The organism is Terrisphaera buseokensis, assembly GCF_047521145.2.
Taxonomy (GTDB): domain Bacteria; phylum Verrucomicrobiota; class Verrucomicrobiia; order Opitutales; family Opitutaceae; genus ER46.
The window spans coordinates 2,277,327-2,303,721 of sequence record NZ_CM134186.1 but is presented as its reverse complement, the minus strand read 5'-3'; the positions used below and the strand labels follow the sequence as shown (position 1 = coordinate 2,303,721).

The window sequence follows — 26,395 nt, the reverse complement described above, 5'->3', positions numbered from 1 at the left end:
ACGATCACCGTGAATGCGCCCGCCGCGCGACGCAACTCCGCGCTCCCGCCGCCCGTCCCACGATGGGGCTGCGCCTGCGAAACCCGCGAGTTGCATCCGGCTGAATTTAAAAGTTCCCGGTGGTCCCGCTCCCCGCCAGACTCCGGTGGTACATGCGTCCCGCCCCGCCGTCCTTTCGCTGCCTGATCACCGCCGGCCCCACGCGGGAGCACCTGGATCCGGTGCGTTTCCTGAGCAATGGCTCGAGCGGCAAAATGGGTTACGCGCTCGCCCGCGCCGCCGCGGACCGCGGGTGGCAGGTCGATCTCGTGAGCGGCCCCGTCGCACTTGCCGCGCCCGCCGGCGTGGACGTTCACCCGGTGATCTCGGCCGACGACATGCTCGCGGCCTGCGAACCACGCTTCGCGCGCTGCGATCTCTTCATCGCTGTCGCCGCCGTCGCCGACTACCGGCCCCAAACGTTCCACGCGGAAAAGCAGAAACGCCCGAAGGACGCGCTCACGCTCGAGCTCGTGCCGACCGTGGACATCCTGAAAACCCTCGCTGCCCGCAAGGCACCGCGGCAGCTGGTCGTGGGTTTCGCCGCGGAAACGCACGACGTGGAAGCCTACGCGCGCCGCAAACTGGCAGAGAAACATCTCGATTGGATCGTGGCCAACGACGTGAGCGGAACCGAAACGGGAATGAATGCCGACGCCAACACCGTGCTGCTCCTCGGCGCGAACGGAGCACGGCAGGAATTCGGCCCGGCACCGAAGCTGCAGGTTGCCGACTTCATCCTCAGGAACGTCGTACCGTGACGCTTTCGCACGTGTCCCCACCCACCCACTGCCGACTCGCATGAACCCTTCCTTCTCCGAGTCGCCCGCCTCGCCCCACGGCGCCGCCACGCAGGAGGATTGGCGGCGGTGGGGCCCCTATCTCGCCGAGCGTCAGTGGGGCACCGTGCGCGAGGACTACAGCGTGGGCGGCAAGGCCTGGGAATATTTTCCGCACGATCACGCCCGCAGCCGCGCGTATCGGTGGGGCGAGGACGGCATCGCCGGCTTCAGCGATCACCTGCAGCGGCTCTGCCTGGGCGTCGCGTTGTGGAATGGACGCGACCCCATCCTGAAGGAGCGCTTCTTCGGGCTGACCAACGGCGAGGGCAATCACGGCGAGGACGTGAAGGAGCTGTATTTTCATACCGATGCGACCCCGACGCACTCGTATCTGAAAATGCTCTACAAGTACCCGCAGGCCGCGTTCCCGTACGAACGCCTGCGGGCGGAAAACGCCCGGCGCGGTCGCGGCGAGCCGGAGTTCGAGCTGCTCGACACGGGAATCTTCGACGAGAACCGCTACTTTGATGTCGTGTGCGAGTACGCAAAGGAGTCGCCCGAGGACGTCCTGCTCCGGATCACGGCGCACAACCGCGGTCCCGAGGCGGCAACCCTGCACCTCCTCCCGCAGCTCTGGTTTCGCAACACGTGGTCTTGGGAGCCCGGCTCGCCCCGGCCTGTCCTGGCGGCCGTGAGTGACAGCTCGCTGCTCGCCAGCCACGCCAGTCTCGGGGACTTTCGGTTTGCCTGCGACGGCCAGCCCGAGCTGCTGTTCTGCGACAACGACACGAACACGCAGCGACTTTTCGGCCGCAGTCGCGGCTCCGGCTTTTTCAAGGACGCCTTTCACGACTACGTCGTCCACGGTCGCGGCGACGCCGTGAACCCCGCCCGCACCGGGACCAAGGCCGCCGCTCGCTACGTGCTGCCGATCGCGGCCGGCGGCAGCGCGTGTATTCGCGTGCGCCTGACGCGGCAGCCGTCGGATCAGCCGGCGAACGCGTCGGAGCCATTTGGCGACTTCGACGCCATCATGACGCAGCGCATCGCCGAAGCGGATGCGTTCTACGCCAACCTGCAGCAGGGCATCGAGGACGCCGACGCCCGGCTGGTGCAGCGCCAGGCGTTCGCCGGCCTCATCTGGTCTAAACAGTTTTATCACTACGACGTCTGCACGTGGCTCCACGGCGATCCCGGCCAGCCGCCGCCGCCCGCGGAACGGCTGCACGGGCGCAACGCCGAGTGGACGCATCTGACCAACGCCGAGATCATCTCGATGCCCGACACCTGGGAGTATCCGTGGTATGCGGCGTGGGACCTCGCGTTCCACTGCATCCCGTTCGCGATGATCGACGCGGCGTTCGCCAAGGACCAGCTCGTGCTCCTGACGCGCGAATGGTACATGCATCCGAACGGCCAGCTCCCCGCCTACGAGTGGGGCTTCGGCGACGTGAATCCGCCGGTGCACGCGTGGGCCACGTGGCGCGTGTTCCAGATCGACCGCAAGCAGCGCGGCGGGAACGGCGACCTCGCGTTTCTCGAACGCGTTTTCCACAAGCTGATGATCAACTTCACCTGGTGGGTGAACCGCAAGGACGCGCAGGATCGAAACATCTTCCAGGGCGGCTTTCTCGGGCTCGACAACATCGGCGTGTTCGATCGCAGCGCGCCGCTCCCGACCGGCGGCACCATCGACCAGGCCGACGGCACGAGCTGGATGGCGATGTACTCGCTGAACCTGATGCGCATCGCGCTCGAACTCGCGCGGCACAATCACGTGTACGAGGACATCGCGACGAAGTTCTTCGAGCACTTCCTGCAGATTGCGGAGGCGATGAATCACATTGGCGACGCCGGCATCGGCCTCTGGTCCGAGGAGGACGAATTCTACTACGACGTGTTGAATCTTCCGGACGGCCAGTCGCGCGCGCTGCGCGTCCGCTCCATGGTGGGGCTGATTCCCTTGTTCGCCGTCGAGGTGCTCTCGCCCGATCTGCTCGACGAACTGCCTGATTTCAAATGGCGGCTGGAGTGGTTCCTCAGCCACCGGCCCGCGCTCGCGAAACTGGTGTCACGCTGGCAGGAACACGGCACCGGCCACCGGCACCTGCTCTCGCTGCTGCGCGGCCACCGGATGAAATGCCTGCTGCGGCGCATGCTCGACGAGACGGAATTCCTGTCCGACTACGGCGTGCGCGCGCTGTCGCGCCATCACCTGGAACATCCGTATGAATTCACCTGCGGCGACATCCACTTGAAGGTCGCGTACGAGCCGGCCGACTCCACGTCGCCTTACTTCGGCGGCAATTCCAACTGGCGCGGCCCCGTCTGGCTGCCGGTGAACTATCTCATCGTGGAGTCGCTGCAGAAATTCCACCACTACTACGGCGACGACTTCAAGGTCGAGTGTCCGGCGCGTTCGGGGAAGTTCATCACCATCGCCGAAGTCGCCGCCGAACTCGCGCGCCGGCTCACCCGGCTTTTTCTAAAGGATGCCAACGGTCGCCGGCCCGCACTCGCGGGCAGGCCGCAACAGGCCGACGATCCGCATTTCCGCGACCTCGTGCTGTTCCACGAATACTTTCACGGCGACACCGGCCGCGGTCTCGGCGCCGCTCACCAGACCGGCTGGACCGCGCTCGTGGCGAAATTGTTACAGCCCCGCGACGACGGTGCCGCGGCCACGCATGCACCGTTTCCGCTGAAGCCGTCACCCAAGGACTGACCGCCAGCCGGAGACCTAACCACAAAATACACGAATCACACGAAAAGAACACCGTAGGAGGAAATCCCGACCTGATTACATCAGGCAGTGACACTCTTTTCCCTTCGAAACTGAAAGCTCCGCTCTGCCTTTCGTGTATTTCGTGTGTTTCGTGGTGCCCCGTTTTAGAAAGACCGGCTTACACCAACCCGGCCGGCTGCGGGCGGGTCGGCGGATCGCCGGCGAGCGGCGAGCGTTTCTGCTGGCTCCAGCGCCACGTATCCACATCCGGCCAGTGGCCGACCGACAACCGGATGTCGATCACGTCACCCCGGGCGAAGGTAATGGCCTCGGTCCGCAGAATCCGGAAACCCCAATGCGGCGCGCGTCCGCGATCGAGCGGGCCGGTGCCCAGGCAGAGGTCGGTGTCGACGCGCGCCTTGAAGTAGATCGCGTAGCCGTCCAAGCGGCCTGGATTCACCACCTTGCGTTCAAAGGCCACTTCGCGCGGCAGGTTCGCCTCGGTTACCGTGTGTAAATCGATCGCGAGCGCCGGACTCGGCTCGCCCAGGAAGTGGTCGACGAGGTTCAGATCGCTGCTGCAGAGATGATAGTAATCCGGCTCCTGCGGCCGGTGACGCTCCAGGCTCGAGTAATCGTAGCCGTGCACATTGAGCTCCCAGAGAAACGGCACGAGGCGATCGTCCTTGATCATGATCGGCTCGCAGTAGAACTCGAAGCGGCTCGGCAGGATCAGCCCGCCGGGCTTGAGCAGGCGATCGCGCAAATCGGATACATTGGCCACCATCGATTCGTCGAAGAGGCAGTCGCCCATCTGCTCGTGGAGAATGACGTCCACCGGCTGGTCGAGCGTGAATTCCTTGCTGTGCGTGGCGACGAACTCGAGGTTCTTCACGCGATTGGCCTCGGCGAGCGTCCGTGCGTGCTCGAGGATCGGCGAGTGGTCGATGGCATACACCGTGGCCGCACCCCGCCGGGCGGCGAGCGCACCGAGGATGCCCGTGCCCGTGCCGAGATCGATCACGCGATCACCGGGCTGAATGTGCCGTGAAATCGCCGTGTGGTAAAACGTCATGCGCGGCTTGTCCGCCAGCATCCGCTCCTGTTCGCGAAAGCTGGCGAAGTACCGGCCGTTGTAGTCGCGGTAGCGCAGGTCGGACGTTTCCGCGTCGCCGGGATAGAACCACGCCGCAAGCCGCGGCCGCGCGTGGATCCAGTCCCCCAGCCGCGCCCACAGGCGCCGGACCAGGGCAAAACCACGAACACTGAGCGACTGAAGAGAGTGAAGTGCCATGTGAAACCGCCGTACGGACGAGCGGAATCGATCACGTTGCGACAGGCCGCGCCCAAGTGCAACCCAGCTGATCCAGCCTCAAAACAGCGCCACACCCGCAAGTCCGGCGGCCAGCATGATGAACGGAATGGCGAACTTGGACTTCCAGCGGTAGGCCGCGAGGAGCGCGACAACGCCTATTCCCGCCGCCGGCAGATTCGGCACCGCGGTCCGCGCGAGGCCAATCGTTGTGACGACGATCAATCCCACCACGCCGGCCGTCACACCATCGAGCACGTGCTTCAGCCATGAAATGGCCATCACCGCCTCCAACTGCCGATGAAACAGCAGCGAAAACCCGAATGCCGGCAGGAACACGCCGAGTGTCATCGCCAGCGCCCCCCAGGGCCCGCCGCCGAAATAACCGACAAACGTCGAGAAGATGATCAGCGGCGCCGGCAGAATTCCCGACAAGGCCACGCCGTCGAGAAAGTCGCGCTCCGTCATCCAACGGCCCCGTTCCACTGCATCGTGTTTTAGAAAGGGTATTGCCGTGTACGCGCCGCCAAAGGTCAGCAGGCCCGCGCGCAGCCCCGACCCGAACAGTTCGCCCGTTCCCGCCTGGCCGGTGTGGCGCGCGGCCGGCGGCGTTTCCACGGCTGTGACCGGCACGAAGGGTTCACGTCCGGCCAGCACGGGCGACGCCACGAACGCCACCGCTGCAAACACAAGCGCGACTCCGACCGCGCCCCACCAGCGGCGCCTGGCCGCCACCACGTAACCGGCGCCCGCAAAACTGAGCGTGATCCAAAACGACACCCCGAGCAGCTGCGCCGCCGCCGCCAGGATGGCGACGATCCAGAGCGGTGTATCCGTCAAGGCATGCCGGCCGATGCGATGACACGCCCGCACGATGAGCGCGATGACAGCCGGTTGAATGCCGAGGAACACGGCCTGAAACGCCGTCGCCGTGAGCTGCAGCGACAGGTAAAGCCACGAGAGCAGAAACATCAGCACGAAGCCCGGCAGCATGAAGCCGAGCCCGGCGAGCACACCGCCCCAGCGTCCGCGCGCAAGCACGCCGAAGTGCACGCACAATTCGTGTGCCTCCGGGCCCGGCAGCACCTGGTAGATCGCGAGCAGCCGTTTGAAGTGCGCCGGTGAAATCCATTTCTCCTCCTCAACCAGTTCATGCCGGATCATGTCGATCTGGGCCACGGGTCCGCCCCACGCGAGCAGCCCGAAACGCAGAAACCGGAGGAAGAGTTTTCCGGCGGACTCTGCCGGCGGTTGAGCCGTTTCAGGAGGCGTTGGCAGGGAGTTGTTCATGCGCGGCCGACCTTGGCTTCACCGGTCAACGGGCCTGCGCAGGATGCGCAACGCGGCTTCGAGATCCGGATCACGTCCCGCGCGGACGTCGGCGAGCGAACGCGAGACCAGCAGGTCCGGCTCAATCCCTACGCCCTCGATCCGCCGGCCCTTTGGCGCGACATAGTCCTCCCGGCTCAGCTGCAACTCGCCGCCGCCGGGCAGACGATAAAACCAACTCGCCAGGACCGCTCCGCTCGATTTCCGGCCGACCACAGTGGCGCGCCCGTGATCCTGCAGCACCGCGGCAAAAATCTCCGCCGCGCTGCCGGTGCCGCCGTCGATGAGCACGACCACCCGGCCGCGGTAACGCGCGGATCCCAGCTGCCAGGAATTTTTCACGCTCCGTGCGCCGCTGCGACTGATGAACGTGCCGCATTCCACGGCGCGCTCGAAAAACTCGCCGATGGCAATGCCCAGCGAAAACGTTTCCCCGCCCGGGTTGCGCCGGAGATCGATCACGACGCCAGGCGCGGCGGCGTGCTGCTGCAATTGCCGGCCGAGCCAGCGGCGATCCCGCGCGTCGAACTCATCGAAGCGGAGATAGACAAACCCATCGTCGAGTTCGCGCGCGAGCTGGCGCGACGCCGTCGACAGCCGTTTCGCAGGCGGCGCGAGCCGAATCGGCCGATCGTGTTCATCGAGAAAATCCCACGCCGCCGCCTCGCCTTCCTTGGCGCGGAAATTGAGCTGGGCACCGATGGGCTCGCCGTTGCGCGCGACCACAATCCAGCCGGTCTTCACGCCCGCCTCCTCCGCCGGACTTCCCGGCAACACCTCGCTCACCGCCCAGCGCTCGTCGATTCGCACGAGGTTGAAACCGGTCCGCGCCCGCACCTGTGTGCGCCGCTCCTGCGCCTGCAGCGGCGTCAGCGCGTGCGTGTGGCTGTCGTTGAGCGGCGCCAGCATCGCATTCAACACCCCGTAGAGCGCGGTCTCGTCCGCGGCGGCCGCGGCGCGGGGTCCGAACGTGGCGGCGGCGGCGTTCCAATCCATGCCCTGAAGTGTGGGATCGTAGTGTTTCCGCTGCACGAGGTCCCACACGGCGTTGAACACCGGGAGATTCTTTTCGGCCTGCGCCTGCTGGGCCGGCGGCAGTTCCGCCAGCGAGATCCGCACCGGTGGCACCGTGGCGCAGCCGGCCAGCAGGATGACACCGAGCGCCAACCCGGCGAGAAGGGCCGGACGCCACGACGGAACCGCCGCCGCGGCGCCGGACCCGGCACTGCCACCCGGCCACCTCATCACACCTCCACCAGATCCTTTTCCACCCTGAGGTTGCCGATGATGAAGTCCTGCCGCTCGGGCGTGTTCTTGCCCATGAAGAAGGAGAGGAGTTCGTCGCTGTTGTGGAGATGATTCAGCGTGACGGGATCGAGTCGGATGTTCTCGCCGATGAAATCCTTGAACTCGCCCGCGGAGATTTCGCCGAGGCCTTTGAACCGCGTGATCTCGTGACTAGCCCCAAGTTCGACGATGGCCGCCTGCTTCTCCTGCTCCGAATAGCAGTACATCGTCTTCTTCTTGTTCCGCACGCGGAAGAGCGGCGTATCCAGAATGAAGAGATGGCCGTTGCGGATGAGATCGGGAAAGAACTGCAGGAAGAACGAAATCAGCAGCAGCCGGATGTGCATGCCGTCGACGTCGGCATCGGTCGCGATCACGATCTTGTTGTAACGCAGGCCGTCGAAGCCGTCCTCGATGTTCAACGCCGACTGCAGGAGGTGAAACTCCTCGTTCTCGTAGATCACCTTCTTCGAGAGGCCGTAGGTGTTGAGCGGTTTGCCCTTCAGGGCGAAGACCGCCTGGGTCTGGACGTCCCGCGTGGCGGTGAGCGAACCGGCGGCGGAGTCGCCCTCGACGATGAACAGCGTGCTTTCCTCGGCGCGCTCGTTGCGATCGCCGAGGTGGAGCCGGCAGTCACGGAGTTTCTTGTTGTGCAGCGACGCCTTCTTGGCGCGTTCGCGCGCGAGGTTGCGGATACCGGCCAGTTCCTTCCGCTCGCGTTCGCTTTCCTCGATCTTCGTCTTCAGCGCCTCGGCGGTCTCCTTGTTCTTGTGCAGGTAGACGTCGAGCGACTGCTGCATGAACTTGCCGACAAAATCCTTCAGGCTCGGGCCGTCGGGCCCGATGTTCGCGGAACCGAGCTTCGTCTTCGTCTGCGATTCGAACACCGGTTCCATCACGCGCACGGCGATCGCGGCGTCGATGGACTGCCGGATGTCGGCGCCGTCGTAGTCCTTCTTGAAGAAGTTGCGCAGGGTGTCGGTCAGCGCCTCGCGAAACGCCGAGAGGTGCGTGCCGCCCATCGTCGTGTGCTGGCCGTTGACGAAGGAGAAATACTCCTCGCCGTAATGCGCGCCGTGGGTGAACGCGACCTCGATGTCCTCGCCCTCGAGATGGATAATCGGATACAGCGGCTCGCCGCTGAGGTTCTTCTGCAGCAGGTCGCGCAGACCGTGCTCCGACTTGAAGGACTTGCCGTTGAACGTGAGCGTGAGCCCGCGGTTCAGGAACGCGTAGTTCCACATCATGTCCTCGATGAACTCGGGCCGGAATTTGAAGTCCTTGCCGAAGAGCTGCTCGTCGGGCGTGAACTCGATCAGCGTGCCATTGCGCTCATCGGACTTTGTGATCTTGTGATCCTTGCGCAGCTTCCCCTTTTCGAACTCGACCATCTTGGTCTGGCCTTCGCGAAACGCCTGCGCGCGGTACTCGACCGCGAGGGCGTTGACCGCCTTCTGGCCGACGCCGTTCAGGCCGACGGATTTTTGGAACGTCTCGCTGTCGTACTTCGCGCCCGTGTTGATGATCGAGACGCAGTCGATGAGCTTTCCGAGGGGAATGCCGCGGCCGTAGTCGCGCACGCGCAGGGTGCGATCGGTCAGCTCGACCTCGATCTTCTTGCCGTAACCCATCGTGAATTCGTCGATGCAGTTGTCGATCGTCTCCTTCAGCAGGACGTAGATGCCATCCTCGGCATGCGTGCCGTTGCCGAGCCGGCCGATGTACATGCCGGGACGCAGCCGGATGTGCTCGAGCGAGGACAGGGTCTTGATGCTGGCTTCCGTGTAGGCTTGGGCCATGGGCGGTGAGGAAAAGGAGCGATTGAAGGACGAAGGAGCGGATCGAAACGCGGAACGACGACCCGAAAGCGAAGCGTCTGGTTGCAGCCGTTGCTGACAAGCGAAAATCCCTAGGGAGAACCACTGCCGGTCGAAGGCCCAACAGGAGCGCAGGCGTCTCGCCTGCTTTTCTGCCGGATGCTGGCGGGACGCCTGCGCTCCCGAGTGTGCCGCTTGGCGGCCTGCGCTGCTGCACTGAATGCAGCCGTTCGCCCGTTGACGCCTTCCCGGCGGGGCACTGCGCTGGTGGCGTGAAAATCACGTACTATCTCGAAATCCTCTCTTCCTGGTGCACGTGGGCCGAGCCGGCCTGGGCGGAGTTGAAGGCACGCTACGCCGGCCGCGCGGAGTTCGAATGGAAAATCGCGCTCATGAATCCGGCCGACTTCCCGGTGTCGCGCGCGCAATGCGACTGGTTCTATCAGCGCAGCGGCGGCACCGTGATGCACTCGCCGTTCATGCTGAACTCCGGCTGGCTCGAGACGTCACGACAGGGGCACTACGAAGCCCCCAACCTCGTCGCCGAGGCGGCCCGCGACTTTGGTTTCACCGGCGATGAGATCAGACGCGCGCTCTCGCAAGCCGCCCTGAGAGACGGCCGGACGATCGGTGATCTGGATACGGCCGTCGCGGTGGCGGCGGCGGCGGGCGGCAAGGCGCTGCCGGCGAAGAAACTGCTGCGGGCCGCGCAGTCGGCGACGGTGCGGGCGCGAGTGGACGCCAGCACGCAGGAATTTTTCGCGCACCGCATTTCCCAGCGGCCGGCGTTCGTGCTGACGGATGCCATCGGCGACAAGGCTATCTTCTCCGGCCTCGTGCGCGCGGCGCCGCTCATCGCCACGATCGATGCGATGCTGGCCGACACGGCCGGGTACGCGGCGCACGCGATCCATCACGGCCAACCGCCCGCGGCGTAAAGGACCGCGCGGCGGTGAAGAGCGGGCAGGCGCACGGCGAGCGCGCACGAGGCGCGCCCCTACCGGGCGGTGTTATACCAATCGCCCTTTGCCTTTGGACTTTAGCCGTGGCTACGAGCGCCAGCGAGTGGCCGTTCGGCCACTCGCTGGCGCTCGTAGCCACAATCGATCCAGAAGTCCAAAAGCAAGGAGCGATTGGTATTAGCTGTTGCCGAGATGGCCGGAGACGCCGGTGGAGCGCTCCTGCTCGTGGGCGAAGGAGTCTGACGGCTGCTCGCGCGGTTCGGGCCGTGGCTCCACGTAACCCCGCGGCGTGGCGCGCGGCGCACCTTCCGTTTCCAGTCCCTCGAGTGCAGCCTCGGGATCGAAGGGCGGTCCGCCCTGCGATGGACTGCGCTCTCCCAGCCCGGGTCGGGACTCGTTGATCAGCCCGACGCGTGGTTTGGACCGATCCTTGCCAGCGGGAGTTTTAACCGGACGGGACGTAGAATTTTTCATAGGGATTTCTGCAGGTTCAGACCGGTGTGGGGCGGAACGGTTCTCGTTCGGACCGCGCAATCGCACCTCGACGCCACGAAAGGCTAACCACGCGTGGCCTCCGCTGTGAAGGAGTGAGCCGGCCGGCGACGCTGTATCCGGCGAAAAAGTTCAGCACACGGCGGCTTGCACCTTGTCCACGGGTTGTACCTCCTATCCGTTCGCTCCCTCGCCCCATGATTCTTCCCCAGCGCCGCCTCTCCCACGCCCAGGGCTACCTGGCCCTCGGCATGATCGCCGAGGCGGCGAGGGAACTCGAGCAGCTGTCGGGTCCGTTTGCCGATACGACGCCTGTGCTGGTGGTCCGCGTCGGGGTCCTGCACGAGCAGGAAAAGTGGCCCGAGGTCCGTGACCTGGCCCGCGAGTGGGCGCACCGCCAGCCGGAGGAACCGGCCGGATGGATTTCGTGGGCCTACGCCACGCGCCGCGCCGACACGCTCGAGGAGGCGGAGAAGATCCTGCTCCAAGCAGAGGTGCGGCATCCGCAGGAGGCGACGATTCAGTTCAACCTGGGTTGCTACGCCTGCCTCCGCGGCAATCTGCGGGAGGCGCGGCGCCGCGTGGATCGCGCGATCGCCCTCGATGTGAATTACGACGCCCTCGCCGCGACCGATCCGGATCTCGCGCCGTTGCGGGCGATGGAGCGGGCGGACTGTCAGCCGCAGGGCTGATTTGACAGTACAATTTAGCTCGGACGCCATCGCCCGCTCGTCAATGTCCGCCCCGCCCCTTCTTGAACTCCGCCAGATCGCCAAGTCGTTCGGCGGCGCGCGGGCGCTGAAGGGCGTCGATTTCACGCTGCACGCCGGCGAGGTCCACGCGTTGCTGGGCGAGAACGGCGCCGGCAAGAGCACCTTGATCAAGATCGTCACCGGGGCGCATCAACCCGACGCCGGCACGATCACCGTCGCCGGCCAGGTCGTCGAACACCTCTCGCCGGCCACGGCGCATGCGCAGGGCATCGCCTGTATTTATCAGCAGCCGGCCCTCTTTCCCGATCTGACCGTGGTGGAAAACATCGCGCTCCGCCTCGAAGCCGGCGGCCCGCTCCGCCGGATCGATTGGAGCGCCCGCCGCGCTGCTGCCCTCGGATTGCTGCAGCGGATTGGCGCGGCGGTCTCGCCTGACGCCGAAGTCCGCACGCTGTCGATGCCGGAACAGCAGCTCGTCGAAATCGCCTGCGCCCTCGGCGCCGGCGCACGGATCGTCATCATGGACGAGCCCACCGCCTCGTTGACGCAGCAGGAGCAGCACCTGCTCTTCGCCGTCGTGCGCGATCTGCGCGCCAACGGCGTCGGAGTCATCTACATTTCCCACCGGCTCGAGGAAATCTTTGCACTGGCGGATCGGGTGACGGTCCTGCGCGACGGCGAGAGCGTCGGGACGAATCCGGTCGGCGACATGACGGAGAGTTCGCTTATCCGCTCGATGGTCGGGCGGGACATGACGCAGATTTATCCGCCGAGCGAGGCGAGCCCGGGCGCCGTCGTGCTGTCGCTGCGCCAGCTCGGCTGCGCGGCCTCCGGCGTGCACGACGTGACGTTCGAGGTCCGCGCCGGCGAAATCTTCGGGCTGGCCGGGTTGGTCGGCGCCGGCCGGACCGAGCTGGCGCGTATCCTGTTTGGCCTGACACCCGCCGATGCCGGTGAAATCCAGCTCAACGGCGAAACGATCCTGCTCGCGACGCCGCAGGACGCGGTCGGCCGCGGCATCGCGTACGTCCCCGAGGATCGTCGGCGGCACGGCGTGGTGCTGGAGATGCCGATCGAGGAGAACATGACGATGGCGATCCACCGCCGGCTGTTTCGCGGCGCATGGCTGCGCTTCGGCGCGGAACGCTCGCTGGCGCTCGATTACATTCGCGATCTGGCCGTCAAGTGTTCGGGACCGACGGCACCCGGCGGCAGTCTGTCCGGTGGCAACCAGCAAAAAGTTTCCCTCGCCCGCTGGCTCGCGACGAAACCCAGGGTGCTCATTCTCGACGAGCCGACGCAAGGCGTCGACGTCGGAGCGAAGAGCGAGATTCACAAGATCGTCCGCCGGCTCGCCCGCGAAGGCCTCGCCGTGCTGCTCATCTCGAGCGATCTGCCGGAGGTGCTCGGCATGAGCGATCGCATCGGCGTGATGCGCGGCGGCACGCTCACCGCAATTCTCCCGGGAAAGGCCGACGCCCACACCGTGATGTCCGCGGCGCTCGGCCAAGCGGAGAAAGGCGCCGCGTGATGCGTTATTTTCGCGAACTTTCAGTCGCCGGGGCCCTGCTGCTGGTGCTCGCCGTCCTCGCGGTCATCGCGCCGGGGTTCTATCAGGCGCAGCCGTTGCTGTCGCTCGCCACGCGCGAGGCGCCGACGCTCGTCGTCGCCTGCGGCATGGCGCTCGTGATCATCTGCCGCCAGATCGACATCTCGGTCGGTTCGCAGTTCGCCGTCTGCAGCGTGTGCGCCGGACTCCTCGCGGCGCAAAACTGGCCCGTCGCCCTCGTCGCGGTCGCCGCCGTGGCGCTTGGCGGCGTCCTCGGCGCGATCAACGGCGCACTCGTCGCCGGCCTGCGGCTCCCGTCGATTGTCGTCACGCTTGCGACGATGGTGACCTGGCGCGAGGCGCTGCGGTGGCAGCGGCAGGGCGCGTTTGTGAATCTGCCAGACAGCCTGCAGTGGCTCGGACTCAGTCAGGCGGGCGGCCAATGGACGCTCGTTGCCGTCGCGCTCGTCGTGCTGGTGACGCTGGCGTGGGCGATGCGCCATCTCGCCGCCGGGCGCTTTGTCTACGCGGTCGGAACCGAGGCGGAAGCGGCGCGGCTCGCCGGCATCCGGCCGCGGCTCGTGACGTTCAACACCTTTGTCCTGCTGGGCGCGCTGACCGGTCTCGCTGCGATGATGAACGTCGCCCAGTCCCCGCAGGTCGATCCCAAGTCGGGCACCGGGCTTGAACTCAAGGCCATCGCCGCCGTCGTGGTGGGCGGCGTGGCGATTTCCGGCGGACGCGGCAGCCTGTGGGGCGCGTTCTTCGGCATGCTGCTGCTGGCGTGCATCGCGCCCGCGCTGACGCATCTGCACGTCGAAGCGTATTGGGAAAAGGCGATCCAGGGCGCGATCATCCTGCTCGCCGTCGTCGCCGACGGCCTGCGCACGAGAAAGGCCAACGCATGAGCCCAGACACCCCGGGAGCGCCGGCCTCCGGCCGGCCATCGACTTCGCTTCCGCCGCAGAAGTCCGACTGGCGTCGGTTCGCCTTCCGCCACGAGACCGCCCTGCTGCTCGTGGTTGTCATCGAATGGATGACATTCAACGCGATCGGCGCGCGGTTCGGTACCCTCGACAACTCGTTCGACATCCTGCGCCACTCGGTGGAGATCGGCCTGCTCGCGCTGGCGATGACGCCGATCATCCTGACCGGCGGCATTGATCTCTCGGTGGGTTCGCTGCTCGGGCTGTGCGCAATTCTGTTTGGAAAACTCTGGCGTGACGCCGGCCTGTCGCCGTTCGCCGCCGGCGGTATTACGCTCGTCATCGGGGCGCTCGCCGGCGGCCTGAATGCGACGCTGATCACGGGGCTGCGTCTGCCGCCGTTGATTGTGACGCTCGGCACGTACTCGCTCTTTCGCGGTCTCGCGGAGGCGATCACGCGCGGCGCGGACACGTTCACGAATTTTCCCGGCTCGTTTCTTTTTCTCGGTCAGGAACGCTGGCTCGGGTTGCCGACGCAGGCGTGGGTCTTCGTGCCGATGGCGATCGCGATCTGGCTGCTCGTGCACCGGACGACCTTCGGCCGTTCGTTCCGCGCCATCGGCTATTCGCCCGAGGGCGCCCGCTACGCCGGCCTGCCCGTGCAGCGGCGGCTGGCGTTGGTCTACATTCTCGCGGGGGTGATCGCCGCCCTTGCCGCCATTATCTATACCGCGCGGCTCGGGCAGGCGAAGGCCGACGCCGGCATGGGTTACGAACTCTTTGCGATCACCGCCGTCGTGCTCGGCGGCACGAGCATCTTTGGCGGCGTCGGCACCGTACACGGCACGCTCCTCGGTGTCGCGGCGATCGCGGTTTTGAACAACGGGCTCGTGCACGCACGCCAGCCGCGCGAGGTCGCCGGCATGCTCACCGGCGCGCTCCTCCTGCTTGCCTTGTCGGGCAGCGTTGCGCCAAAACTCTGGTCCGCCTGGCGCGCCCGCCGCGCCGCCCCTTCACCCCGACCGGCAGTCTCCCCCTCATCATGAAACGTCTCCTTCCTTTTCTCCTCGCGCTCGGCGTCATGCTCGCCGGCTGCAGCAAGTCGCCCGACTCCGCCCCGGCGGCCGGCGGCGGCGGCAAGAAAATCACCGTCGCCCTCCTGCCCAAGTCCAAGGGCAACGCGTATTTCATTTCCTGCAAAGCGGGCGCGGAAAAAGCCGCGAAGGCGCTCGGCATCGATCTGCTCTTCGACGGCCCTACGGACACCGATCCGGCGAAGCAGAACGAGATCGTCGAGAACTGGATCACGCTCGGCGTCGATGTGATCGCGGCGGCGTGCGACAACAAGGAGGGTATTTCGACCGCCCTGCGCAAGGCGCAGTCCAAGGGCATCAAGGTCATCACGTATGATGCCGACGCGACGCCGGACGCGCGTTCGTTCTTCGTCAACCAGGCCACGCCCGAGGGCATCGGCCACGGTCTGATGGACGAAGCCGCGCGACTGCTGAACAACGAAGGCGAATTCGCGATCATTCTCGCCACGCTGACCGCCGCCAATCAGCAGGAGTGGAAGAAGCACATCGAGGCCCGCCTCGCGGAAAAATATCCGAAGATGAAGATCGTGGCCGTCCGTCCGTGCGACGACCTGAAGGACAAGGCCCAGTCCGAGGCCACCGCCCTGCTCAGCGCGTACCCCAATCTGAAACTTCTCATGAACATCTGCTCGCCCGCCGTCCCCGGCGCCGCGGAAGCCGTCAAGCAGGCCGGCAAGACCGGCAAGGTGAAGGTCATGGGCCTCGGTCTCCCGAGCGAGAACCGCCGGTACGTCAAGGAAGGCGTCACCGACAGCGTGATCCTCTGGAAGACCGAAGACCTCGGCTACCTGACCGTCGAGGCCGCCGTCGCGCTCGTCAAAGGCACGCTCAAGCCGGGCGACACGAAGTTCAAGGCGGGCGCGCTCGGAGAGTTCGAGATCAAGGGCGACAACATCCTCCTCGGAAAACCCTTCGTGTTTAACAAGGACAACATCGACCAGTTCAACTTCTGAGCCTTCCCATGAAACTCACCCGTCGCACCGGCCTGCCGGTCCTTGCCCTGCTCCTTGCACTGGTAGCGTCCAGCGCGTTCGCGAACACCGCGATCAAACCCGAGCCGCGCGACCCCAACTGGGTGAAGCGCCACGAAGGCTTTGTTGCCATCGCCAAACAGGGCGGCGTCAACGTGCTGTTTGTCGGTGATTCGATCACGGACGCATGGCGTCGCGCCGACGAAAAGGGCGGCAAGAAAGTCTGGGACGCCCATTTCGCCCCGCTCGGCGCCGCGAACTTCGGCATCAGCGGCGACCGCACCCAGCACGTGTTGTGGCGGCTCGAAAACGGCGAGCTCGACGGGATCAAGCCCAAGGCCGTCGTGATGATGATCGGCACGAACAACACTGGTTTCGAGCGCGACGGCACGACGCCCCGCAACACGCCCGCCGAGACGGTCGAGGGGGTGGCGGCCATCCTGAAGAAGCTACGCACCAGCCAGCCGCAGGCGAAGATTCTTCTGCTCGCAGTGTTCCCGCGCGGCGAAAGTCCGAATCATCCGCAGCGCCTGCAGGTGAACGAAATCAACGCCGGCATCGCGAAACTCGCCGACGGAAAGAGTATCCGCTTCCTCGATATCGGGCAGAAGTTCCTCGCCGCCGACGGCACGCTGCCGAAGGAAATCATGCCGGACTTCCTCCATCCGGGCGAAAAGGGCTACGAAATCTGGGCCGCCGCCATCAAGGAACCGCTGGCCGCGATGCTGAAATAAAAAGCCCGGGACCGGTTCCTCCTGGGACCGCGACCGCCCCCGGTCGCCTCTCAGGACTGCCGGCCCTCCCCGTCAGCACGTGAAAACGAAAAAGCCGAAGCATCGCTGCTTCGGCTTTTCGTATTTAAATCTCGGTGAAGCCTTACTTGGCGCGTTTCGCGACCCACTCGCGTTTCATCGTCTGACCGTCGCGGCCGGGGCTCTCGGACTCACCGGTGATGGTGTCGCCGGCGAGCTTGCCGCTGTACTTCATGACGAACTTGTTGTCGCCAAAGGTGCGCTCGATCGTGAACGACACCACGTCGTCCTTGATCGTGCCGTCCGTGATGTCGGTCGAATTGGTGGCGCCATCACGCCCCGGGCTGGTGAGCTTGCCCGTGACCTTTCCGTCCTTCGCCGTCAGCACCAGCGTGGATTCGCGCGGTGTTCCACCGCCACCACCGCCACCGCCGCCGCCGCGGCCTTGCGTGGTCCATTTCCAGGTGCCGCTGGGATCAGCGGCGAATAGGGCTGCCGTCATGAGGCAGGAAGCGGCGAAGGCCGCGAGGGTACGACGTAATGATTTCATGGAGTTTTTTTGGGGAGTTCTAACGGCCTGCCAGACGCAGGAAAGTGACTTTGGTTGCCGCCCGCTTCACACGGGACGCATGGGCATCGGAAGCGACTCCTGGCGCGACGGCATCGGAGCGTAGTCGGGCTGAGGCAGTGCTCCGACCAGATCGGATACCTGAACGATCGCGCCGGTCTCGAGGCTCCGATTGGCCGCGATGCCGACGAGGATTGAACACGCACCCGCCCGCTCATCCGCGGCGCGGAGATATTTGTCCGGTGCCGGCACCGGCAGGAAGATGTCCTCGAGCATCAGCCGATCGCCGCCGCCATGATCGCCCTCGGCGCTCCACGGCTCGATGTCGTAGCCGGAGCCGCGCAGCGGGATGACGCGGATCTTGACCCCGTCCTCCACCACCCCGCCCTGCACCGTCTCGGTGCCGTTGAGGTAGACCGACTCCACGATGCTGTGTTCGAGCCGGCCCTTGGTGCCGTTAAAGGCGACCGTATAGCCCTCCCAGGCGTTGAACGCATTCAACGAGTAGCTGAGCGTCGCGCCGGTGTCGTAGGTGACGAGCGCGTTCATCGTATCCTCGATGTCGATATCCGGGCGGAAGACGCAGCGGTCGCGCCAGTACCCGTCGTGGCTCTCGTTGTCCAGGTAGAGCGACTTGAGCCCGGGCGACGCCTCGAGGTTCATGTAGAAGCCGCAGCGATCCTTCTCCGGACACGTGCGGCAGCGCTGGTGCGGCCCGCTCAATCCCATCCGGCGCGCCATCGCCGGCGTGTAGAATTCCCGCTTGCCCGTCGCTACCACACTCACCGGCACCGCGCCCAGCCACCAGTTGACCAGATCGAAATGGTGCGTGGCCTTGTGCACGAAGAGACCGCCCGAGTTCTTCTTGTGCGCGTGCCAGCGGCGGAAGTAATCGGCGCCGTGATGCGTGTTGAGCAGCCAGTGAAAGTCGACCGACAGCACCTCGCCGATCTCCCCGCTCATCAGCAACTCCTTCACCTGCGATCGCGGCGGAGAGTAACGGTAGTTGAACGTCACGCGGCAGTGGCGCCCCGTGCGGCGGCGCGTCTCGAGAATCTGGTGACACTTCTCCGCGTCCGTGGTCATCGGCTTCTCCGTGATCACATCGCAGCCGGCCTCCATCGCCCGAATCAGATAATCGTGGTGCGAGCTGTCCGACGTCGTGACGATCACGACATCCGGCCGGCGCTCCTGCAGCATGAGGGCGAAGTCCAAGGCCGCATAACCGGGCGGGACGTGCGCGCCGTTCTGGGCCGAGCGGCGGCGCGCGAGATCGACGCGGCCGGGATTTGAGTCGCACACCGCCACGAGTTCAGCCCAGCGCGCATGGGTTTTCTCAATTCCGTCCTGGTACAATTCGTGACGGGAACCAAGACCGACGATGGCATAGCGCCGGCGATGGGGCGACGGGGCGGACGACGGAAAGGGAGAGACAGACATGGATCAACGCGGTGAAGCGGGAGTTCGGCGCATCGGACAGTTAATGGACCGGTGCGGCAAGCACCCATTCCTCAGGGCGAACCACCGTGGCTCGCGGGCCAACTCTCCCGCAACCGCCCCTGCTGCCGGACAGTCGGGCCCGCGGAGGCTACTTTTGCCGCTTGGCCAGCCACTCGCTCTTCACCGGGGCGTTTCCCACGATCCGCTCAAACGTCCCCTTGATGACGTCACCCTCGAGCTTGCCGTCGTAAGAGGTGGTGAAGGCGCGGCCGTTGAACTCGCGCGTGATGCTGAACGTGATCCGGCCGTCCTTGAAGGACGCGTCCTTGATCGCCGTGTCCGGCACGCTGAACTGCCCGCCCTGCTGCCCCTTCAGCGTGCCCGTGAGTTTGCCGTCCTTGTACTCGAGACTGAGCGATTGATCGAAGCCCTGTCCGCCCTGACGCCCCTGCACCGTCCATTTCCACATTCCGGCCGGAGAAGCGTCGGCGGCAAACACGGTCGCCGCGCCAAAGCACAGTGCGAGAAACAAACCCATGAGAAGGCGATGGAGTTTCATAGTGGAAGTATGGACCGGGACGGACGCCGGGGCGAAAATATTCTACAGGGCGTCCCACGTGACGCTGCGCGCGGGACTTGCAGTTTTCACGCCTCGGCGCGCAGGGTCTGCAACAGCGCCTGGATATAGCCGAAGCAGAACGCGAACGCCTTCTGCCCCTGGGGATCGCCCACGATTTGAGGCACGTGATCCGGCATGATCATGCCGTCGTAACCCACTTCTCGATACGTGCGCAGCGCGCGCGGCATGTCGACGTCACCATCATCCGGCATCGTCTCCTCGAATTTCAGGAAGCCGCCGCGGATGTTCCGGAAGTGGACATTGAAGATCTTTCCGCGCCGCCCGAACTCGCGGATCACGTCGTAAATCTGCTCGCCGGGTTTCTCGAGCATCTCGGACACCGTGCCCTGGCAGAAATTGAGCCCGTGGTAAGCGCTCGGCACGGTTTCCACGAAACGTTTCAGGCCGTCGGGCGTGCCCAGGACCGTGTTGACGCCGCGCCAGCCGGTCTCGCGCGGCATGCCGGGATCCTGCGGATGACATGCGATCTTCACCTTCGCCTCCTCGGCCACCGGGACGATGCGTTTCAGGAAATAGGTGATGCGATCCCAGTAAATTTCGTCGGTGATCCGGCCCGCCTCCGTCAATGGCGGTTCCTGTTTTGATTTGCTGAAGTCGAACGCGCTCAGGCTCGCGCCACCGCGGCCGATCGTGCGCTCCGTGCGCACCACGCCGATGAACGTGAGATTGTACTTCACCATCGGGATGCCGGCCTTCCCGCAGTTGCGAATCATGTCGCAGAACGCATCGAGCGTCCGATCGCGCTCCGGATCCTTCGCCAGCATGATCTCGGGATGCTCGGAGCGCGTGATGTAGCCGGAACTCAGGGGCAACGGCACGCAGTCGAGCTTGAGGCCGAAGGACTCGACGTGCTTCCGCAGCCGGGTGAGACCGTCGACACTCCAGCTTTCATCGGACGCCTTGCCGACCTTGCCGCTGCAAATATGGTTCACGCCGAACGCCGCGAGCGCGCGCAGCGTCGTCTCGGAATGATCGTGCTGGTGTCCCGCCTTCATCAACACCGGACGCTTCGCGCCCGTGCTCGAGCCGGCGGTCGCGGCCGCCATCGGACGCACGCCGCCCGCTGCGCCGAACAGCGCAGCGCCGGCCACGGCCGTGCCGATGAAATCGCGACGACGCAGGGAGTCGGAGGAAGCCATGGCGGATTATTGCAGCAACCCACCGACCAGCATGCGCGCCTTCGGACCTTCGGGTCCGTCCTCGGCCAGCAGTTTCCCGTTTGGCCCGTAGACCTTGAAGTGCGGAATCGAATTCAGGCGAAACTGCTGCGCGACCGGCGATTTCCAGTCGATGCCCTTCACGCCCGGCCGGTTGATGTCCACCTTGACGACCACGACGTCGTCCCGACTTTGATGCAGCTGCGCGAGGACGGGCGCGACCTGCACGCACGGTCCGCAGAAATCGCTGTAGAAATCGAAGATGGTGGTCTTCCCCGGCACGACATAGTCGGCGAGCTGCACCGGTTCGCCGCGCGACACATGCGCCGGCTTGGCGGGCTTGGTCACGGGCGCCTTTGCCGGCGCCGTTTCGGCCGCAACCGCGGACAGCACAGCCGCCGTTGCGAGCATGACAGAAGCGAGCAATCGACGGTGCATGATCATGATCATCGGAAGGGGTGGCGGCGTTGAGCGGGGCGCGTGTTGCCTCTCTCGCGTGCCGGGGCGAGTCAACCGCATTGTGCGTCGCTGCCTTCGCCGTTGCCAATCGGCTGAAATGCGCCACATCGAAACCACTCCCCTGTCACCCCCATGTTACCCGCGATTCTCCGGCTGTTCTGCGTTGCCCTCGTCGGTCTGGCGTTCGCCGCCCACGCCGTCCCTGCCGCTCCGGCGGCGGGAAAAAGAATCCTGCTGATCGCCGGTCCGCCGAGCCACCCGCCCGGCGCCCACGAACACAATGCCGGCGTGCTGCTGCTCCAAAAGTGCCTCGCGAGCGTGCCGAATCTTTCGACCGATGTCGTGCTCGGCGGCTGGCCCAAGGACGAGGCCGTGCTCGCCGGCGTCGACGCCGTGATCATCTTCGCCGACGGCGGTGCGCGGCACATCGCGATCCAGGAAAACCGTCTCGCCGTCCTCGAAAAAACCCTCGCCCGCGGCGCGGGTCTCGGCCTGCTGCACTACGCGGTCGAACCGACGCTCGCCCTCGGCCAGCCTGAATTTCTGCGCTGGGTCGGCGGTGCCTTCGAGATCAACTGGTCCGTGAATCCCCACTGGGACGCGCGCTTCACCGCGTTCCCCAACCACCCGATCACGCGCGGGGTGAAGCCGTTCACGTTGCGGGACGAATGGTATTTCAACATGCGCTTTGTCGACGGCCAGAAAGGCGTGACGCCGATCCTGGTCGCCATCCCCGACAGCAGCACGACCACGCGGCCCGATGGCGCGCATTCCGGAAATCCCACGGTGCGCGCGGCCGTGGAACGCGGCGAACCGCAGACTGTAGCCTGGGCCTACGAACGCGCGAACGGCGGGCGCGGTTTCGGCTTCACCGGCGCGCACTATCACCATAACTGGGGCAACGACGATTTCCGCAAGACGGTGCTCAACGCCATTCTCTGGCTCGCGCATCTCGAAGTGCCCGCCGACGGCGTGTCGTCCCGCGTCACTGCGCCCGACCTCAGCGTGAACCTCGATCCGAAGCCCGCCCGCAAGACCGCGCCGGCGGGTGAAACGAAAAAGTAAAACCACGGCGAACGCCGGCACCCTGCCCGCTGGGGCTTGACAGCGTCGGCGGCGATCCTCTCGCTCTTCGCGTCCATGAACCTGAACGGCTCGACGAATTCCTCGCGCTACGCCCGCATCCTTGCGGTCGCAGTCTCCGTCGCAGCCGTATCCGTATCCGTCGTTACCGACGCGCCGCGAGGGTTCTAAACGTCCAAAAGACTTTGCCCCTCCGGTGCCGCACCGGAGGGGCTTTTTTTTGGCCTCACGGTGACACTGCGAGCGGGCGATTCCACCGCCCATGACCACGCTCACCACCCGTCCCCAGCCTCGCCCGCGCGCCCAGCAGCGCCCGGCCCCGCTTCGCCTCCGCGCCGACTTCACGCCGGTCGCGGCCATGCCGCACGCGTTGCGCGTGATCACAGCCGGGCACGATTTCCTCGTGCCGAATGCGCGGCCCGATCTCACTTCGGATGTGCGGACCCTGCGGATGCTGGAGGCCGGCTGATCGGCCGGCCTCTCCCGCAGCCGGCGCCTACTGCTTCATGATCGAGTAGAGGCTCGCGTAGTCGTCGGTCCAAAGCGGGAACGACGTGCGCGTTTCCGACGGCTTCTCCGCCGTGTCGGTGATGCGATCGTTCGTGAGGAACGCCTTGTTCTTCGTCACGAGCATCCACGTCGTGGCGTAGATCCACCAGTCGGGCTCGTTGTCGTCGGAGATCGTCACGACCTCGAGTTTGAAATGCTCGGCCAGCTTCTCGACCACCGGCCGCAGATCGAGGTAGCGGTTGGAAATGTGCACCGCGAGCACGCCGTCGGCCTTCAGGTGCCGGAAGTAAATCTCGAACGCCTCCTTCGTGAGGAGATGCACCGGAATCGCATCGCTGCTGAACGCATCGAGCGCGAGAAAATCGAACTGCTGGCCCTGGTTTGCCGCCAGTTCCTGCTCCATCATCAACCGCGCATCACCCATGATGACGTCGGTCTTGGCCTGACAGTACTCAAGATACTTGAACTGCGAGCGGGCGAGCTCCTGCACCGCGGGATTGATTTCGTAGATGCGCAGGTAGTCGCCGGGCCGCGCGTACGTCGCCAGCGAGCCGGTGCCCAAACCCACCAGACCGAGCCGGCGGGGCGTCTCAGGGAGCGAGCTGATGCCGCGCCCCACGCCACTCGAATCGGCATAATAAGTCGTCGGCAGCATCGCCTTCTCCGGCTTCACAAACTGGATCCCGTGCGTCGTCGCGCCGTGCAGCAGCAGGTGATAGTGATCCTCAGGATCGTCCGGATAATGATCGAAGACCTTCAGCGTGCCGTAGAAATTCCGGGTCGCGCTGAGCGTGCGGACGCTGCTCCGGTCGTTCCACTGGAGGACGAACACGGCGCCAAACGCCACGCAGACCGCCATCACGAATCCGCCCATGCGCGGCTGGAATGTAGGCAGGAGCACCCGACGGCGCAGATCGAAGAGGCAGCCCACAAAGAGGACCAGGCCACCGATGATGTACCACGCCCGGTCGCGGAAGAACGTCACGAACTCCGCCTGCAGGCCCGGCGTGTCGTCGAAGAATGACCGCAGCCACGGTAGCGCCACCGTACTGGCCAGGGCGCCCACGCCCACCGCGATCGCCAGCTCGCGACTGCGATGCCGGAAGCACAGCACGCCGAGCGCATACGTCAGAATCCACAACCCGAGCTGGAGTTCGCGGTAATCGGTGAAGAGCGCCGGCGCGACGATCGCGACAAAGAATCCGCCGAGCGCGCCGCCCGCCGAGATGAAGAGGAAGTACGACGTCAGCAGCCGCGGCGGCGGCTTCAGCCGGTAGAGTTCGCCGTGGCACACCATGCAGGCAACGAAGAGTGTCGCGGTGTAGGCGATGATCTGCAGGCGCATCGACGCATCCGTGCCCACGGGCAGCACCTGGCAGACGACCGCCGTGCCGACGATGAGGAGCGAGGTGAAGATGCCGCGGTGATACCACCGGGCGTGATCGAAACAGATGATGAACGTGAGCAGGTACAGGCTCAGCGGCAGCACCCACAGGAACGGAATGACCGCCACTTCCTGGCTCAGCTTGTTGGTCGTCGCCAGCAGCAGCACCGAGGCAAACGCCGGCAGCGCCACCCACAGAATCTTGTCGATCGCGCTGACCTTCGTCTCTTCCGCCGGAGCCGGCGACGCTGCGTCGGGGGCTGTCGTGGGCGCAACGGGCGCCTGCACGTGCCGCCAGACCCGGAAGGCACAGTACCCGCAGAACACCACAAACAGCGCCAGACCGCCGGACCACATCGCGGCCTGCGTGTGGCGCGGGAATTTCACCTCGAAATAGATCGGATAGCTTAGCAGCGCGAGCAGCGAGCCGACGTTCGACAACGCGTATAAGCGATACGGAGACACGCCGGGATTGGTCTGGCTGAACCACTGCTGCATCAGCGGGCCGGTCGAAGAGAGCACAAAGTACGGCAGGCCGATCGTGGCCATCAGAAGTAGCAGAATCCGGACATTCGGATCGCCGCCGACGTGCGCCTTCCAGCTCTCCGACGGCGTGATGGGCAGGAGCGCGAGCGACAGCGCGAGCAGGATGAAATGAACGATCACCTGTCGGCGCGGCGTGAGACGCGTCGACGAAAAGTGTGCGTACGCGTAGCCGCCGAGCAGCACGGTCTGGAAGAACAGCAGACACGTCGTCCACACTCCGGGACCGCCGCCGAACCACGGCAGGATGTATTTTCCGATCAACGGTTGAACCTGAAACAACAAGAATGCTCCCGTGAAGATCGTGAGCGCGTATGGAAGCATGGAGGGCGAGGAAGGTGGGGAGTTCTGGAAAACGTGCATGACGGACGACATCAAGTTTCGATGCAAGCCGGGCTTGGATTTCCGCTCCCCCGCAGCTCACTTGCGGAGAGCGTTGGCAACCTGGTCCGGGCCGTCCGCGGACGCACGGCGTTCGCGGACGAAAAAGCGGAACCGGGGCGATTCTTCGTGAGTCCCTCCCTGCCATGTGTCAGGTTTTTAGCGTGAAACCGGTGCTCGGAATCGCCCTCAGCCTCCTTTTCGCCGTGGCCGCGCAGGCGGCGTCCAGCGACGGCCGTTTTTCCCAGGCGTTGAACTCAGAGGATCTCACGGCCGCCGGGCTCAAGCAGCTGTCGTCGGATGAAGTGGCCGTGATCGACGCCCTCGTCCGCCGCGACACCGCCGCACGAGCGGGCTCTGCCAGCGGCGAGGCCGCCGCGGCCACGTTCTCGCAGCGGCTTACCGCGGATGAGAGCCGCACCGCCGGATTGACCAAACTGAGTGCCACGCAGTTACCCAAGCTCAACGAACTTGTGGACCGACACCAGAACGCGAAGCTCGCCCGCACGCTGCTCGCGCCGCCCACTTATCTCGCTCGTTCTTCGCGCATCACACCCACCGAGAAAAAGAAGGAGCGCGAGATCCATGGTTCCTTTTCGTTGAGCTACGGCATGGGCAGCGGCGGCTACAGTGAAAAGACCGGCTCAATGGTCCTCACACTCGAGGATCCGGAAAAGGGTTATTCCATTTCAGTCGGCTATAGTGAATCGCACATCAAGGGCGGGTCGTATTACCGCGACAGCTATTACCGGGATCCCTTCTACGATCCGTTGCGCACGCCGGTGGAGCCGCTCACGCCGGACCGGCGCTGAGACCTACCCTAGCGGAGGACCGCCCGCGAATCACACGAAGGGACGCGAATCCCTTCGGCTCAGGCCTGCGACGGCTGCAGCGCGCCGGTGACGCGTACCAACTCGGCCGCGACGGTGTGCACGGACTTCAGCGTCCGCTCTTCCTTGAGCGCGCCTTTTTCATCAAACGCCTTGTGCGCTTGCGGCAGGATGCATTGCGCGGGGATCACGTGACATCCGACATGCACGAGCAGCTGTCGCGCGAGCGTCATGGAACGGATGCCGCCAAATGCTCCGGGCGAAGCTGACACCACCGCGGCCACCTTGCCCAAGAACGGATTGTCGTCGGCTCGCGTGCACCAATCGATCGCGTTCTTCAGCAGCGGCGTGATCTGCGAGTTGTATTCCGGCGAAGCGATCAACAACCCGGCGTGCTGCGTCACCAGCGTCACCAGCGTCTGCACATTCGCCGGCAGGCCGCTGGCGTCCTCGAGGTCACCATCATAGAGCGGCAACGGCAGCGTCTTGAAATCGACGACGGTCACCTCGCCGCCCGCGGCCCGCACGGCCTCGACCGCCACGGCGAGCAGTTTCTTGTTGAGCGATTCGCTCCGGGCGCTGCCGGAGAAAGCGAGAATACGGGGAGCGGAAGGCATAGCGGCACGGAAGCGATCGGCGGCCAATCAGCA

The 26,395-nt window shown here is 65.3% G+C and carries 24 protein-coding genes; 12 read left to right on the top strand and 12 right to left on the bottom strand.

The window, feature by feature from the left end; translation table 11 throughout:
- Positions 1–152 precede the first annotated feature (152 nt).
- Together ACLJEU_RS08420 and ACLJEU_RS08415 are read left to right on the top strand one after the other, a co-directional pair.
- Positions 153–800 (top strand): phosphopantothenoylcysteine decarboxylase domain-containing protein, encoded by a 648-nt coding sequence (locus ACLJEU_RS08420; RefSeq protein WP_414662164.1) that lies wholly within the window; start codon positions 153–155, stop codon positions 798–800.
- A gap of 40 nt (positions 801–840) precedes the next feature.
- Complete coding sequence (locus ACLJEU_RS08415; protein ID WP_414662163.1) at positions 841–3,546, top strand: MGH1-like glycoside hydrolase domain-containing protein; 2,706 nt, start codon at positions 841–843, stop codon at positions 3,544–3,546.
- Positions 3,547–3,724: 178 nt separating this feature from the next.
- Here the strand turns inward: ACLJEU_RS08415 and ACLJEU_RS08410 are convergent, their stop codons facing one another.
- The 4 genes from ACLJEU_RS08410 to ACLJEU_RS08395 form a co-directional block, all read right to left on the bottom strand.
- A complete protein-coding gene (locus tag ACLJEU_RS08410; RefSeq protein ID WP_414662162.1) occupies positions 3,725–4,840 on the bottom strand; it encodes a methyltransferase domain-containing protein in 1,116 nt (371 codons plus the stop codon).
- 78 nt (positions 4,841–4,918) lie between these two features.
- A complete protein-coding gene (gene chrA, locus ACLJEU_RS08405) occupies positions 4,919–6,148 on the bottom strand; it encodes a chromate efflux transporter (protein ID WP_414662161.1) in 1,230 nt (409 codons plus the stop codon).
- A gap of 18 nt (positions 6,149–6,166) precedes the next feature.
- The gene (locus tag ACLJEU_RS08400) at positions 6,167–7,354 is read right to left on the bottom strand and encodes a S41 family peptidase (protein WP_414662160.1); all 1,188 of its coding nucleotides are present in this window, start codon (positions 7,352–7,354) and stop codon (positions 6,167–6,169) included.
- Between the two features lie 77 nt (positions 7,355–7,431).
- On the bottom strand, positions 7,432–9,273 hold the full coding sequence (locus ACLJEU_RS08395; protein WP_414662159.1) for a DNA topoisomerase IV subunit B: 1,842 nt from the start codon (positions 9,271–9,273) through the stop codon (positions 7,432–7,434).
- 290 nt (positions 9,274–9,563) lie between these two features.
- On the opposite strand from ACLJEU_RS08395, the gene ACLJEU_RS08390 reads away from it, so the two are divergent.
- A complete protein-coding gene (locus ACLJEU_RS08390; RefSeq protein WP_414662158.1) occupies positions 9,564–10,229 on the top strand; it encodes a DsbA family oxidoreductase in 666 nt (221 codons plus the stop codon).
- A gap of 201 nt (positions 10,230–10,430) precedes the next feature.
- Here ACLJEU_RS08390 and ACLJEU_RS08385 read toward each other — a convergent pair whose 3' ends face one another.
- On the bottom strand, positions 10,431–10,727 hold the full coding sequence (locus ACLJEU_RS08385; protein ID WP_414662157.1) for a hypothetical protein: 297 nt from the start codon (positions 10,725–10,727) through the stop codon (positions 10,431–10,433).
- Between the two features lie 215 nt (positions 10,728–10,942).
- On the opposite strand from ACLJEU_RS08385, the gene ACLJEU_RS08380 reads away from it, so the two are divergent.
- The 6 genes from ACLJEU_RS08380 to ACLJEU_RS08355 are packed head-to-tail and all read left to right on the top strand — an operon-like array spanning position 10,943 to position 16,732.
- On the top strand, positions 10,943–11,437 hold the full coding sequence (locus tag ACLJEU_RS08380) for a TPR end-of-group domain-containing protein (protein ID WP_414662156.1): 495 nt from the start codon (positions 10,943–10,945) through the stop codon (positions 11,435–11,437).
- 43 nt (positions 11,438–11,480) lie between these two features.
- On the top strand, positions 11,481–12,989 hold the full coding sequence (locus ACLJEU_RS08375) for a sugar ABC transporter ATP-binding protein (protein ID WP_414662155.1): 1,509 nt from the start codon (positions 11,481–11,483) through the stop codon (positions 12,987–12,989).
- The gene (locus ACLJEU_RS08370) at positions 12,989–13,915 is read left to right on the top strand and encodes an ABC transporter permease (protein WP_414662154.1); all 927 of its coding nucleotides are present in this window, start codon (positions 12,989–12,991) and stop codon (positions 13,913–13,915) included. The genes ACLJEU_RS08375 and ACLJEU_RS08370 overlap by 1 nt, the downstream gene beginning before the upstream one ends.
- Positions 13,912–14,979 (top strand): ABC transporter permease, encoded by a 1,068-nt coding sequence (locus tag ACLJEU_RS08365; RefSeq protein WP_414662153.1) that lies wholly within the window; start codon positions 13,912–13,914, stop codon positions 14,977–14,979. The genes ACLJEU_RS08370 and ACLJEU_RS08365 overlap by 4 nt, the downstream gene beginning before the upstream one ends.
- Positions 14,976–15,980 carry an autoinducer 2 ABC transporter substrate-binding protein gene (locus tag ACLJEU_RS08360; protein WP_414662152.1) on the top strand — a complete coding sequence of 335 codons (1,005 nt, stop codon included), beginning with the start codon at positions 14,976–14,978 and terminating at the stop codon, positions 15,978–15,980. Before ACLJEU_RS08365 ends, ACLJEU_RS08360 begins: the two co-directional genes overlap by 4 nt.
- Positions 15,981–15,988: 8 nt before the next feature.
- Positions 15,989–16,732 carry a platelet-activating factor acetylhydrolase IB subunit gene (locus ACLJEU_RS08355; RefSeq protein ID WP_414662151.1) on the top strand — a complete coding sequence of 248 codons (744 nt, stop codon included), beginning with the start codon at positions 15,989–15,991 and terminating at the stop codon, positions 16,730–16,732.
- A 142-nt stretch (positions 16,733–16,874) separates the two neighbouring features.
- Here the strand turns inward: ACLJEU_RS08355 and ACLJEU_RS08350 are convergent, their stop codons facing one another.
- The 5 genes from ACLJEU_RS08350 to ACLJEU_RS08330 all read right to left on the bottom strand — a co-directional run bounded on the left by ACLJEU_RS08350 (position 16,875) and on the right by ACLJEU_RS08330 (position 20,999).
- Positions 16,875–17,252 (bottom strand): hypothetical protein, encoded by a 378-nt coding sequence (locus ACLJEU_RS08350; RefSeq protein ID WP_414662150.1) that lies wholly within the window; start codon positions 17,250–17,252, stop codon positions 16,875–16,877.
- A gap of 114 nt (positions 17,253–17,366) precedes the next feature.
- Positions 17,367–18,758: a Gfo/Idh/MocA family protein gene (locus ACLJEU_RS08345; protein ID WP_414662149.1), complete on the bottom strand. Its 1,392-nt coding sequence runs from the start codon at positions 18,756–18,758 to the stop codon at positions 17,367–17,369.
- Positions 18,759–18,906: 148 nt separating this feature from the next.
- The gene (locus ACLJEU_RS08340; protein ID WP_414662148.1) at positions 18,907–19,317 is read right to left on the bottom strand and encodes a hypothetical protein; all 411 of its coding nucleotides are present in this window, start codon (positions 19,315–19,317) and stop codon (positions 18,907–18,909) included.
- 86 nt (positions 19,318–19,403) lie between these two features.
- Positions 19,404–20,393, bottom strand: a complete 990-nt coding sequence (locus ACLJEU_RS08335) for a mannonate dehydratase (protein ID WP_414662624.1) — start codon at positions 20,391–20,393, stop codon at positions 19,404–19,406.
- A 150-nt stretch (positions 20,394–20,543) separates the two neighbouring features.
- On the bottom strand, positions 20,544–20,999 hold the full coding sequence (locus ACLJEU_RS08330) for a TlpA family protein disulfide reductase (RefSeq protein WP_457795361.1): 456 nt from the start codon (positions 20,997–20,999) through the stop codon (positions 20,544–20,546).
- A 147-nt stretch (positions 21,000–21,146) separates the two neighbouring features.
- On the opposite strand from ACLJEU_RS08330, the gene ACLJEU_RS08325 reads away from it, so the two are divergent.
- A complete protein-coding gene (locus ACLJEU_RS08325) occupies positions 21,147–22,079 on the top strand; it encodes a ThuA domain-containing protein (RefSeq protein WP_414662146.1) in 933 nt (310 codons plus the stop codon).
- Between the two features lie 280 nt (positions 22,080–22,359).
- A complete protein-coding gene (locus ACLJEU_RS08320; protein ID WP_414662145.1) occupies positions 22,360–22,566 on the top strand; it encodes a hypothetical protein in 207 nt (68 codons plus the stop codon).
- Positions 22,567–22,593: 27 nt separating this feature from the next.
- Here the strand turns inward: ACLJEU_RS08320 and ACLJEU_RS08315 are convergent, their stop codons facing one another.
- Complete coding sequence (locus ACLJEU_RS08315) at positions 22,594–24,858, bottom strand: spermidine synthase (RefSeq protein ID WP_414662144.1); 2,265 nt, start codon at positions 24,856–24,858, stop codon at positions 22,594–22,596.
- A gap of 203 nt (positions 24,859–25,061) precedes the next feature.
- Between ACLJEU_RS08315 and ACLJEU_RS08310 the strand changes: the two genes are divergently transcribed.
- The gene (locus tag ACLJEU_RS08310) at positions 25,062–25,727 is read left to right on the top strand and encodes a hypothetical protein (RefSeq protein ID WP_414662143.1); all 666 of its coding nucleotides are present in this window, start codon (positions 25,062–25,064) and stop codon (positions 25,725–25,727) included.
- A gap of 59 nt (positions 25,728–25,786) precedes the next feature.
- Here ACLJEU_RS08310 and ACLJEU_RS08305 read toward each other — a convergent pair whose 3' ends face one another.
- Positions 25,787–26,362 carry an NADPH-dependent FMN reductase gene (locus ACLJEU_RS08305; protein ID WP_414662142.1) on the bottom strand — a complete coding sequence of 192 codons (576 nt, stop codon included), beginning with the start codon at positions 26,360–26,362 and terminating at the stop codon, positions 25,787–25,789.
- Between the last annotated feature and the right edge of the window lie 33 nt (positions 26,363–26,395).